At 62.3% G+C, this 11,726-nt stretch carries 9 protein-coding genes; 4 read left to right on the top strand and 5 right to left on the bottom strand.

Annotation, left to right across the window (positions count from 1 at the left end; translation table 11 throughout):
- Nucleotides 1-17: 17 nt before the first annotated feature.
- Genes M1E02_RS11910 through M1E02_RS11900 form a run of 3 tightly spaced genes read right to left on the bottom strand, consistent with a single transcriptional unit; the run spans nt 18 to nt 3,680 of the window.
- A complete protein-coding gene (locus M1E02_RS11910) occupies nt 18-1,664 on the bottom strand; it encodes an extracellular solute-binding protein (RefSeq protein WP_479374478.1) in 1,647 nt (548 codons plus the stop codon).
- Nucleotides 1,665-1,722: 58 nt separating this feature from the next.
- Nucleotides 1,723-2,682, bottom strand: coding sequence for a carbohydrate ABC transporter permease (locus M1E02_RS11905; protein WP_479374477.1), 960 nt, complete (start codon nt 2,680-2,682; stop codon nt 1,723-1,725).
- Between the two features lie 14 nt (nt 2,683-2,696).
- On the bottom strand, nt 2,697-3,680 hold the full coding sequence (locus M1E02_RS11900) for an ABC transporter permease (RefSeq protein ID WP_479374476.1): 984 nt from the start codon (nt 3,678-3,680) through the stop codon (nt 2,697-2,699).
- A 96-nt stretch (nt 3,681-3,776) separates the two neighbouring features.
- On the opposite strand from M1E02_RS11900, the gene M1E02_RS11895 reads away from it, so the two are divergent.
- Nucleotides 3,777-4,790 (top strand): LacI family DNA-binding transcriptional regulator, encoded by a 1,014-nt coding sequence (locus tag M1E02_RS11895; protein ID WP_479374475.1) that lies wholly within the window; start codon nt 3,777-3,779, stop codon nt 4,788-4,790.
- A gap of 4 nt (nt 4,791-4,794) precedes the next feature.
- Here M1E02_RS11895 and M1E02_RS11890 read toward each other — a convergent pair whose 3' ends face one another.
- Together M1E02_RS11890 and M1E02_RS11885 are read right to left on the bottom strand one after the other, a co-directional pair.
- Nucleotides 4,795-7,098 carry a SulP family inorganic anion transporter gene (locus M1E02_RS11890; protein ID WP_479374474.1) on the bottom strand — a complete coding sequence of 768 codons (2,304 nt, stop codon included), beginning with the start codon at nt 7,096-7,098 and terminating at the stop codon, nt 4,795-4,797.
- 201 nt (nt 7,099-7,299) lie between these two features.
- Nucleotides 7,300-8,301, bottom strand: coding sequence for a LacI family DNA-binding transcriptional regulator (locus M1E02_RS11885; RefSeq protein ID WP_479374473.1), 1,002 nt, complete (start codon nt 8,299-8,301; stop codon nt 7,300-7,302).
- A 204-nt stretch (nt 8,302-8,505) separates the two neighbouring features.
- Between M1E02_RS11885 and M1E02_RS11880 the strand changes: the two genes are divergently transcribed.
- The 3 genes from M1E02_RS11880 (at nt 8,506) to M1E02_RS11870 (ending at nt 11,709) form a co-directional block, all read left to right on the top strand.
- Nucleotides 8,506-9,777 carry an ABC transporter substrate-binding protein gene (locus tag M1E02_RS11880; protein ID WP_479374472.1) on the top strand — a complete coding sequence of 424 codons (1,272 nt, stop codon included), beginning with the start codon at nt 8,506-8,508 and terminating at the stop codon, nt 9,775-9,777.
- A 67-nt stretch (nt 9,778-9,844) separates the two neighbouring features.
- Nucleotides 9,845-10,804: a carbohydrate ABC transporter permease gene (locus M1E02_RS11875; RefSeq protein ID WP_479374471.1), complete on the top strand. Its 960-nt coding sequence runs from the start codon at nt 9,845-9,847 to the stop codon at nt 10,802-10,804.
- Complete coding sequence (locus M1E02_RS11870) at nt 10,804-11,709, top strand: carbohydrate ABC transporter permease (protein ID WP_479374470.1); 906 nt, start codon at nt 10,804-10,806, stop codon at nt 11,707-11,709. Before M1E02_RS11875 ends, M1E02_RS11870 begins: the two co-directional genes overlap by 1 nt.
- Nucleotides 11,710-11,726: the final 17 nt, after the last annotated feature.

Below are 11,726 nucleotides of genomic sequence, written 5' to 3'. Positions count from 1 at the left end.
TTGATTCGGGGGTGAGACTACTTGGACGTCTTCCAAGCTTCCTGGTAAATCTCGGTGTAGCGCTCGGCGCCAAGATCGGTGAGGTTTTTCTGGAACTCGGCCCAGTGCTGATCGTTGTTTATATCTCGGACGCCGGTGACGAACTCCGCGCCCGCCCGCCCGATGAAGCTCTCCACGTTGGTCTGGATCGTCCCCAGCTCCCTCGCGGTATCGCCGGTCAACGTGACGTCCCAGTACGGAAACGCCTCGTCAGACTCGTGGCCCTCGTAGAGCTTGGTGGCCTCGAACAGGCGGCGCTCATAGCCTGCGGGCTCGTAGAGCTTCGTGGAGTAGACCTGCCGCTCCCGGAATTCCGCATCACTGAAGAACTGCGCGATGGCGCCCCAGGAATTGTTCACACCTTCGCCCTTGGGCGGCCTGAGGGTTTTGAACAGCGGCTGGAGGGTATCTTCCAGGGCCACGTCGCCCGCTTCGGGCTTGACCCAATTGACGCCCTCGACACCGTACTCGCCCTGCATGTGACCCTCATAGGAAAAGATGAAATCCATGATCTGCATGAGCTTCTGCTGCTTTGCCTCACTCGAGCGATTGGTGATAACGAAGGACGCGCCGCTTGCGCTGGGGGCGCCACCACCAAAGAAAGTGCCGTCGCCGTTCGGTCCCGTCAGCGGCGGGACTGCGTCGTACTGTGTATAGCGGCCGTCCGTGTTATCGGCTCTGACGAAGCCAGGGTGCATCGTGGTCACCGACCCAAGGACTACGCCGTCAGCGCTGTTGCCCTTGCCGTTGAGGGCCTCGCCGTTCTGGGTGAAGGCGGCCTCGTCAATCAAGCCGTCCTTATACAGGGAGGTTACATAGGATATCCCTGCCCGCCATTCGTCGCGGGTGGGCTGCAGGACAACCTTGCCGTCGACGGCCCCGAGTGAGGTCGGGTTGGCCCCGGCCGTGTTCCCGGACGGGGTCGCCGTGTAGACGAAGGGGTTCATCAGGTACGGGAGGACTGAGCTGCCGACCATCCCGGAGAGGGGGATCTCGTCTGGCTTGCCGTTTCCGTTGGGGTCCTTGCTCTTGAACGCCTCCAGCACGGTGCGCAGTTCTTCAGGCGTGGTGGGCTGCTTAAGGTCAACTTTCTGCAGCCAGGCGGAATTCATCCACAGCTTGGCAGGATAGGAGCAGTGGAAGCAGTCGTTCCACACCGGAAGCCCCCAGATAGTCCCGTCCGTGGATGTTGCCATCTTCTTAAAGTCGGGTTCTTTCGCGAATGCGGCGGTGATGTTGGGGGTGTCTTCGCCGATCAGCTTATCGAGCGGCAGGAGCACACCCTGCTTGCCGAGCTTCACCAGCTCCTCGTTGGTGAACTGGTCCACCCAAGGAACCAGCATGTAGGCGTCGGGGTAGTCGCCGCTCGCGAGTGAAACCTGGCGTTTCTCGGCGGCGCCGGCTCCGTCGTAGGTGGTCGTCTCGAACTGGAGGTCGACGTCGAACTTCTCTTCGAGCACTTTCGTGAACGCGTTGTCATCCAGGTCCCCGTCCTTGCCTTGGGGGGCGAAGATGGTGATCACTTCATCTGGAGTGGTAGCCGGTCCCGCCGTACATGCTGAGAGCGCAACGGCCGATACGGCCACTGCCGCTCCGACCGCCGCCCGGGCGAATCTGCTGGTCATCTTTGACTGCCTTTCATTGAGGTTGAGCTGAGGTGAGGGGAAATAGTGAGCGCACGGATCAGCCCTTGACCGAGCCGATCATCACGCCCTTGGTGAAGTGCCGCGCCACAAACGGGTAGACGAGCATGACAGGCACGGTGGAGACGACGATGAGCGAGAACTTCATAAGATCGGCCAACTGCTGGGCCTCCAGCTGGTCCGCGAGGTTGCTCCCTCCGGCGTTGTTGTTGAGGACCAGAATGTTCCGCAGCACCAGCTGCAGTGGATAGAGGTCCTCGTTTCGGAGGTAGATCAGTGCGCTGAAGTACTGGTTCCACTGCCCGATGCCGTACATCAGGGCGATAACCGCCAGCAGCGGTTTCGACAGAGGCAGCACCACTGACCACAGGAACCGCAGATCACCGGCGCCGTCGAGCTGGGCTGCCTCGTACAGCTCCGCTGGAATCGACGAGCGGAAGAAGGTCATCGCGATCAGCACCTGCCAGGCCCCGATGGCTCCTGGGATGATCATTGCCCACGGGGTATCCAGCATCCCGAACGACCTCACCACCATGTAGGTCGGGATCAGCCCCCCGCTGAAGACCATCGTGAACAGGACGCCGCCGATCAATGCCCGCCCGCCTACCAAACCTGAGCGTGAGAGCGGGTAGGCGATCATGACAGTCAAGGCGAGGCTGATCAGGGTCCCGGCCACGACATAGAGAATCGAGTTTCGGAAACCGGTGACGATGGTGGAGTTGCTCAGCACAGCTTCGTATCCGCGAAGCGTGAAGTCGACCGGCCACAGGAACACCTGTCCGCTCGACACCGCCGCGGGACTTGAGAAAGAGCTGGCAAGAATGTTGATCAGGGGGACGAGGACGATGAGCAGAAAAGTCGTCAGGAGGATGTAGACGCCTGCCATGAAAACCCGGTCTACACCGGTGTCACGGATCGGGGTGGCAGGGCGGCGGGACTTCCTGCGCTTTGTTTCTGGTTCGGCTCCGAAGTCGGGCCTGGTCATGGTCCGGAAGGTCATTGGATGCTCTCCTTTCACCACAGTCCGTTGCCGGTCACGCGCTTGGAGGCGGTATTGACGGCGAGGAGCAGGATGAGGTTGATGACGGAGTTGAATAGCCCGATCGCCGTCGCGAGGCTGAAATCGGCGCTGAGTAGGCCGATCTTGTAGGTGTAGGTCGCAATAATCTCCGATTGGGTGAGATTCAGCGGGTTCTGGAGCAGGAACGCTTTCTCGAAGCCGATGGCCATGATGCCGCCGACACTCAGGATCATCACCACCACGATCGTCGGTGCGATCCCCGGCAGATCGATGTGCCAGATCTTCTGCAGGCGGTTTGCTCCGTCGAGGCGGGCAGCCTCATAGAGGCTCGTGTCGATTCCTGCCAGGGCGGCCATGAAGATAATCGCCGAGTAGCCGGCGGTCTGCCAGATGTCGCTCCAGACGTAGACATGCCGGAAGGAGTCGGGGTTGGCTAGGAGATTGGTGGACTGGCCGAAGAAGCCGAGGAAATCGGCCATGAACCCGATCCTCGGCGAGAAGATCAGGATAAGCATCGAGACGACGATCACCGTCGAGAGAAAGTAAGGCGCATAGGTGACCAGTTGGACAGTCCGCTTGAAGAAGCGCAGCCGCACTTCGTTGAGGGCTAAGGCCAGGATGACCGGGATGGGAAATCCGGCGAGGAAGCCGTACAAGCTCAGCATCAGCGTGTTGCGGATAAGGTCCCAAGCGACAGGGTTGGCGAAGAACCGCTCGAAGTGCTCGAACCCAACCCAGGGGCTGCCCCATATTCCGGCGACGACGTTGTAGTCCTTGAACGCAATCACGTTGTTTGCCATCGGGACGTAGCTGAAGATCACGAAGTGCGCCACCGGGAGGATGAGCAGCAAATAGAGCTGCCAATGCCGACGCACACTGCGTAAACGTCGGCGGCCTCGGCTCGCCTTGCTGGCCTCGTTCGTGCCCGGGGGGGCCACCCCGCTCCGATCGAGCACGGCTGTCATCTTCGTCGACATCAATCGCTCCCTTGCGTGAGGATATCGTTATCCCACTTCTTCTGGCCAACTATAGCGCAATCGTTTGTTCACGCAAGATCGTTTATATTGGGACTCGTGGTGAGCTTGAGTGATGTTGCAGGACGTGCAGGCGTCTCCGTGTCGGTCGCATCTCGTGCGCTTTCGGGTGATCCCGCCGCGAGGTTGAGTGAGGCCACGCGCCTGCGGGTCCGCGAAGCGGCCGACGAGCTCGCTTACCGGCCCAATCACGCCGGGAGATCCCTTCGCCGCTCACGGACCGACGTCATCGCGCTGATTGTCCCGGATGTTACCAACGCGCTGTTCGCAGAGCTCACACGAGGTGCGGACGCTGAGGCAGCGGCGCGGGGGCTGACGGTACTCCTGGGCCGCGGCGACGACACTGCGACGGGCCTGGCCCTCGCCGACCGCCTCTTGGCCGAGGGTCGCGTTGACGGTGTGATCCTCCAGCCCCGCGACGGTACTGACCCCCAGGACCTGCTATCGCTGGCCAGGGCTGCAGCGCCCGTAGTCATCGTCCACGACGAGCTTGCAGGCGCGAGCGCGGTACTTATCGACGACGCGGCGGCCGCGAACGCCGCCGTCGATCATCTGGTGGAGCGCGGACGGAAGCGCATTGCGCTGATCGGCGGAATCGAGGCATCGTCCAGTGCCCGCCGCCGCGAAGCGGGCTTCCGCGTGGCACTCGCGGCGTCCGGATTGCCCCTGCGGGAACAGTGGATCACGCGGCTGGGATACAACCCTGAGAACGGCCGGGAAGCAATGGGGCAGCTTCTGAGCTCCGATGAACCGCCGGACGCAGTAGTGGTTGCCAACGTCAACGCAGGCTTGGGCGCACTGGCGGAAGCCGCCAGGCTGGGAGTCGGTGTGCCGCAGGGCGTCGCCGTCGTCGCGATCCACGACTCTTGGCCGGCCGCCTATGCCGCGCCGGCGCTCAGCTGCGTCTCCACGCCCCTTTACGAACTCGGGCGTGCAGCCGTCGCGGTATTGTCCGATCGCATAGCGGGCAAAGAACCCGAGGTGGTCCGTGTCTCATCGCCCGTGCCAGTGGTCGTTGCCCGAGCGTCAACCGGGAACTGGCACCTCAGGTAGGGGCCTAGCGAAGCGTCATGCTTGGATCCAGTTGCTCGATGCCCTCAGGAGTCACCAAGATTACGCGGGCCGTAGGGATGTCATAGAACAGACCCGTGGCCTGCACGTCACCCGATGCCATGGCGGGACCGGTTACGGGGTGCACTTCCAGCTTCCGGAGCTGGACCGCGACGTTCACCATGCTGAGCTGGTCGAGGCGGCTGTAACCCTCCGCCGCAGCAGCCACCGCCACGGGGTGACCGTCAAGGAGCTCACGATAGCTCGGCCGTGCGTGCTCCAGCCAAGCATCAAACCCGGCACCCAAAGCGGCATTGGAGGCACCCTCCGCATCAGCAACAACTGCCTTCATTGCGCCGCAGTTGGAGTGCCCGCAGACTACGATCGAGTCAACGGACAAGCCTTTGACAGCAAATGACAGCGCCGAATCAATCGAGGCATCCCGTCCATCACTGCACACAACGTTCCCGATATTCCGGAGGGTCAAAAGGTCTCCGGGGCCGCTGCTGGTGATGAGGTTCGGATTGACCCTCGAGTCCACGCAGGCCACGAACAGTGTGTCCGGGTTTTGACCTTCAGTGAGGTCCTGCACCAGCGGGCGCACCTTGTCCGCGTGCCGCCGATGGTACTTATCGATTCCCAGGAGGATTGAGCGCAGCGGCAGGGGCGCGCCGTCGTCGTGACCGTCCTGATGAGCGGCGCCCGGGCGTTTCGGCTGCCAGGAAGTCCGTGGCGGCAGAGGGAACTCCCGTGGGTCCTGCCGCTGGGGGGTGTTGTCCGCGGCATCGCTGAAAGCGGTGGTGCCGTGCTCCTCGAGGGTTACGGAGGCTCCGGTATTCCGGTGCTGCGTCTGCCAGGCAACCAGGGCCTCGCGGAAGGCATGGTCAAGGTAGTCGGCATTGAGCTCCACTACGACGTCCTCGCTTGCGGGCACGGAATGAAGCACGCGATTCAGGCGCGGCAGTGCGAAGAAGCTGCAGGACCCTGCGATGGTGACACGCCACGGCTGGGAGTCACCTGAGGGTGTGTGTGCATGGATCTGGGCCCGGAGCACGCGCCACAGCACGCAGAGAGCTGCGAGTGCCAGTCCGATGATGACGCCTTCGAGCAGATTGAGTACGACGACGCAAGCCAGGGTGACCACGTAGACGAGAAGGTCACCGGTGCGAAGGCTTGTTTTGATATCGGCGACCTTGATGAGCTTCGCACCGATGACCAGCAACAGGCCCGCCAGCACTGACAGCGGAATGAGCTGGATGAGACCGGCGAACAGGGCAGAGAACACGAGGACCCAGACGCCGTGCAGGATGGCTGATACCCGGCTCTTGGCGCCGGCTTCGACGTTGGTGGCGCTGCGGACAATCACACCGGTAACCGGGAGGCCGCCGAGCATGCCGGAAACCACGTTGGCGGAACCTTGGCCCACAAGCTCTCGGTTAAGGTTGGTGCGCGCGCCGGCATGCATCTTGTCCACGGCAACTGCGGACAGCAGTGATTCGATGCTCGCGATCAGGGCCACGGTAATGACTGCCATGGCCGCGGCACGCCAGTTGCCGTCAGGCAAGCTGGGCAAGGCAACTGCGTCGAACAGCGAGCCATTGAAGCTGATGCGCTCGACGTTGGGCGCCACTGCCACGGACAGAACAGTGACCACGACGACGGCAGCCAGAGGTCCGGGGATCCTGCGCACGGCGGCCGGCAGGTACTTCCAAGCGAGGAGGACGCCGACAACCGCCAAACCGAGCAGTGCAGAATGCAGCTCCACGTTGATGATGGCTGCTGGCAGGCCTGTCAGGTTTTCGACGGCGGAACCAGCAGCCTGGCCGCCGAGCAGCACGTGCATCTGCTGCAGGATGATCGTGATGCCAATGCCGGCGAGCATGGCCTTGACCACCACGGGCGATACTGCGAGTGCGGCCCGCCCAACCCGGCTGATGCCCAGCAACAGCTGCACGACGCCCGCACCAGCGGTGATCGCGCATGTCACCTGCCAGCCGAACTCGTTAACCAGACCGGCAACGACGACGGTGAGGCCCGCTGCCGGGCCGCTTACCTGCAGCGGGGAGCCACCCAGGCTGCCCGCGACGAGTCCTCCGACGGCTGCTGCGATGAGGCCCGCCATGATCGGTGCTCCGGAAGCAGCGGCAATACCGAGCGAGAGAGGGAGGGCGACGAGGAAGACTACAAGGGATGCGGGGAGGTCGGCCCCGAGATTGCTGAGAAGGCTGGCCTTACCTTGTGTGGTTGCCTTTTTTCCGGGCGGACTGTGGGCGTCGTTGGGGACGGCTGCGGAATCTGATGAATGTGGCATTGGGTTTCCTTGGCTCGCGAATGATGACTCCTCCAGCCTAGAAAACCTGTCACGGGGAGTGACAAGAAGATGTGACACGTATGACAAGATTTGTGAGCAAGGGCCGTCATGTGGGGACCAATAGGAACCTTTAAGGGGTGCTGTGCGTTAGACGATCTCGTCCGGCCACCCAGATGGAAGGTAATGGAGGACTGTCCTTGTTCATGCCGACTCCCGCTGGACGAGGGTGGTAGTGAGAAGGGGCTGCCTGTCGACGTCGCGCCTTTGCAGGACTGCGAGGATGGTCTCTGCGGCGACGCGCCCCATATCCTCCAGCGGCTGCCGGACTGTTGTGAGTGTTGGATCCATGGTGGTTGCGATGGCGACGTCGTCGAAGCCGATCACGGCGACGTCGGACGGGACTCGTCTGCCCGCGGCCTGGAGGACCCGGATGGCTCCGCTCGCCATCAGGTCGGAAGAGGCGAAGACGCCATCGAGGTCCGGGTAGCGCTTGAGGAGGCGCGCCATCGCGGCTGAACCGCTCACAAGGGTGAAGTCGCCATGCACCATCGGGCCGTGGTCGATGCCGAGCTCGGTGAGCTCATCGCGCCAACCCCTGATGCGCTCACGTGCCGGCTCCATATCGGCTGGCCCGGCGATAATGCCAAGCCGACGGCGACCGGCGTCGGCCAGTGCCCGCGCAGCGAGCCTTCCGCCTCCATAGTTATCAGAGTCGATGACGATCGCATCTGGAGCGAGCTCGACGCGGGGGCGCCCAACCCAGGCGATCGGCACGGGGGAGTCCACCAGCGCCTGCGCGAGATGTGTGATCTCGTGCTGAAGGATGATGATGGCACCGTCTACGGCGCCTGAGCGCAGAAACCGCGGAATGCGGTCTCCGTCATCGTTGTCCGCCGGCAACAGGACGGGTTGGACCTCGCCGGCGTAAAGGCCCTTCCCGGCACCCTTGAGCACGGAAGTGAAGAACGTACCCGTCAGGCTGTCCAGCTCGTTAAAGGCGACGATGAGCGCAATGGCCCCCGCCCGTCCGCCACGCAGCACACGAGCAGCGCTGTTGGTCTCATAGCCCAGCTCCTTGGCGGCGCGCTCCACTGCAGCCGACATCTTGACGTCAACCTTCGTCTCGCCAGCGAGCACGCGAGCAGCGGTTGCGCGGGAAACGCCGGCAATTCGTGCAACGTCCACCAGCGTGGGTCTTGGCATTGTGCGTCCTTCTGGGGATTTTTCGACATGGCGGGACTTTCTTGTCTCCCAGTATAGAGATCGATCCCTCCCAATAGAAAAAGGTTGATGATCAAGTCTTGCCTGACCTCCATGAGCCAGCTACTCTGATGCCCAGAGATCGTTCTCTCAGCCGGAAGCTGAAGCTCCGGGATCCCTTGCAATCCCCAAAGAAGAGGAATTGTCGTGAAAAAAGGCTTGACGGCGATAGTCGCCACAGCAGCAGCACTTGCCGTCGCTTTGACCGGATGCGCGTCCGGCGGGAGTGGCACATCGGCGGGTCCGAACGCCGAGGTCTCCTTCTGGTCCTTCACCGGGATCAATGCGAAGGACAGCGTCAACGATTACATCAAGAAAATGCCCGAGGCGAAGGTCAAGCTGACCGAGGTGGGCAGCACCACCGAGACCGCGACCGCCCTCACGGCGGCGTTGGCAGGGGGGAAGGTCCCCGACCTGGTCATGATCCAGAATGATGACTTGCCCAAGTTCGTCGAGAACAGCTCCAACTTCCTCGACCTCCGCACGCTCGGCGGTGACGACGTCGCCGATGACTACCTCGGCTGGGCGGCTGATGCGGCGACGGCGACGGACGGCTCGGTTATCGGCATTCCGACGGACGTGGGAGGACTGGGCTTCGCTTACCGGGCCGACCTCTTCGAGCAGGCCGGTCTGCCGACAGAGCCTGATGAGGTCGCTGCCATGTGGAAGGACTGGCCCTCTTTCATCGCAATGGGTGAAAAGTACACGGCGGCCACCGGAAAGCCGTTCGTGGACAACATCGAAACCAGCGTCTTCTTCTCGACCGTCAACCAGGTCAGCGAGAAGTACTACTCACCCGAAGGCGACCTCGTCTACGACACGAACCCTCAGGTGAAAAACGCATTCGACCTCGCTGTGAAAACCCATGACGCCGGCATCAGCGCGGGTATCGCTGCATGGTCCTCGGGCTGGGCTCCAGGCCGCGCGAACGGTGCCTTCGCCGTAACCATCGCACCGTCGTGGATTCTCTCGGGCATCAAGACAGACGCCCCCGACACAGCCGGGAAGTGGCGCATCGCCAGCGTTCCAGGCATTGGAGGCAACTGGGGTGGCAGCGTCATTGCCATCCCGGCGCGCGCCGAGCACCCCGAGGCAGCCTGGCAGTACATCAAAACAATGATGTCGGCCGAGGGGCAGGCGGACCACTTCGCGCAGTCTGGCACCTTCCCTGCCGCGGCCTCCGCCGTCGAAAGCCAAGCGGTCCTCGACTACACGGACCCGTTCTTCGGTGACTCCAAGATCGGCAAGGTAATGGCCACGTCTGTGCAGCAGTTCCCGTCGTTCTACAACGGCCCTGACACGACTCCAATCAACGGCGCTCTCCTTAATACCCTCGTCCAGCTGGAAACCGGAGGCGTCACCTCGGATAAGGCCTGGACGACCGCCCTCGACACGGCCAAGCAGGCAATCGGCGGCTGACCGTCCCACCCACCCGAGCGGCCCGGCGGGGACAGCGCCGGGCCGCCCTTTCGACGGAGGTACCACCGTGTCAACCGCGACAGCCACTCACCCGCACAAACAGCGCAAAACCCGGGTTCAGAAAGCCACGCGGATCCGCAACTCGCTCTCCGAGCGGATCGCTCCCTACGCATACGTTGCGCCGTTCTTCATCATCTTTATCGTCTTCGGACTTTTTCCACTCGTCTTCACCTTCTACGTCTCGCTGTTCGACTGGAATCCCATTGGCAAGCAGACCTTCGTCGGCCTCGCGAACTTTGAGCAGCTCTTCGCCGACGGACGATTCTGGAATGCGCTCCTCAACACGTTCGGGATCTTCCTGATTTCGACCATCCCGCAGCTGATCCTCGCGCTCTTTCTCGCGCACCTGCTCAACCACGCTCGTCTGCGGTGGGCAAACTTCTTTCGCATGGCTCTGCTGGTTCCGTACATCACCTCGGTCGCAGCGACGGCGATCGTATTCGCGCAGATCTTTGACAGGAACTTCGGCCTTATCAACTGGGTCCTAGGGCTGTTCGGGCTCCCGTCGGTGAACTTCCTCGCCACCAACTACGGCTCCTGGATCCTCATCTCGGCAATGGTCATGTGGCGCTGGTTCGGCTACAACACGCTGCTCTACCTGGCCGGGCTTCAGTCGATGCCCCGGGAAATGTTCGAGGCGGCCTCCGTTGACGGCGCATCGAGCTGGCAACAGTTCTGGCACCTGACCATCCCGTCGCTGCGCCCCATCATCGTCTTCACGGTCATCATGTCCACCATCGGCGGACTTCAAATCTTCACTGAGCCGCTTCTCGTATCTCCCGAGTCGGGCCTCACTTGCGGCGCCGGCAGACAGTGCCAGACGCTGGCCCTTTTTCTCTATGAACAGGGCTTCGGCCTGTTCAAGTTCGGTTACGGGTCCGCGATCGGCGTCGTCCTCTTCGTGATCGTTGTTCTCGTATCGCTCCTCAACTTCTTCCTGTCCACACGTACGAGAAAGGCCAGCTGATGGCTGATGTGATCGATCAGGTTATCCCTGAGGCGCCGGCCAAAGGCGGACCAAAGCCGGTCCGTGTTCCCAAGCGCCGCGCCACGGCCGGTGGAATCGGCTGGCCCGTGTACCTGTTCCTGACGCTATCCGTTGTGGTGTCGGTGTTCCCGCTGTACTACATGTTCGTCATCGCGTCGGCGGGGGCCACCGCCGTGACCTCGGTCCCGCCGCGGCTGTATCCGGGCACGCAGTTCTTCGACATCGCCGGGAAGGTGTTCGACACTGTCCCGTTCTTCGCCTCGCTGGTCAACAGCGTATTCGTCTCGCTCACGATCGCCGTCGTATCCGCGATCATGTGTGCAATGGCGGGCTTCGCATTCGCCAAGTTGCAGTTCCCCGGCCGGAATCTGCTGTTCCTCATTGTCCTGCTCACGATGACCGTACCTGCGCAGCTCAGTGTGATTCCGCAGTATCTGATCGTGTCCGGGCTTGGCTGGGTGGACACGCTCCAAGCAATTATCGTGCCTGGACTGGCCAGCGCTTTCGGCATTTTCTGGATGCGTCAACATATGGCCACCACCGTCAGCGACGAGCTCATCCAGTCCGCCCGCCTCGACGGTGCCAACTCCTGGCAACTGTTCTGGGGGATCGCATTCCCGGTGGTGCGTCCGGCGGCATTCGTGCTCGGCCTGATCACGTTCACCTCGGTATGGAACGACTTCATGTGGCCCTTCATCGTCCTGAAATCCCCGGAGCTGTTCACTGTGCAGATCGCACTCAAGCAACTCCAGGCCAACCGCACCATCGACGTGGCTCTGGCCATGGGCGGATCGTTCCTGGCTACCCTGCCGTTGCTGGTCGTGTTCTTTTTCGTCGGCCGGCGCATGGTGTCGGGAATCATGGACGGGGCGTTCAAGGGCTGATGCTGCACCAGACTTTC

This window comes from Arthrobacter sp. Z5-13 (genome assembly GCF_056499105.1).
This window is presented reverse-complemented; position numbering and strand designations above follow the sequence as displayed.

Coding starts and splice junctions, on each gene's coding strand:
- M1E02_RS11910 (WP_479374478.1), bottom strand. CDS start 1,664: ATGACCAGCAGATTCGCCCGGGCGGCGGTCGGAGCGGCAGTGGCCGTA.
- M1E02_RS11905 (WP_479374477.1), bottom strand. CDS start 2,682: ATGACCTTCCGGACCATGACCAGGCCCGACTTCGGAGCCGAACCAGAA.
- M1E02_RS11900 (WP_479374476.1), bottom strand. CDS start 3,680: ATGTCGACGAAGATGACAGCCGTGCTCGATCGGAGCGGGGTGGCCCCC.
- M1E02_RS11890 (WP_479374474.1), bottom strand. CDS start 7,098: ATGCCACATTCATCAGATTCCGCAGCCGTCCCCAACGACGCCCACAGT.
- M1E02_RS11885 (WP_479374473.1), bottom strand. CDS start 8,301: ATGCCAAGACCCACGCTGGTGGACGTTGCACGAATTGCCGGCGTTTCC.
- M1E02_RS11870 (WP_479374470.1), top strand. CDS start 10,804: ATGGCTGATGTGATCGATCAGGTTATCCCTGAGGCGCCGGCCAAAGGC.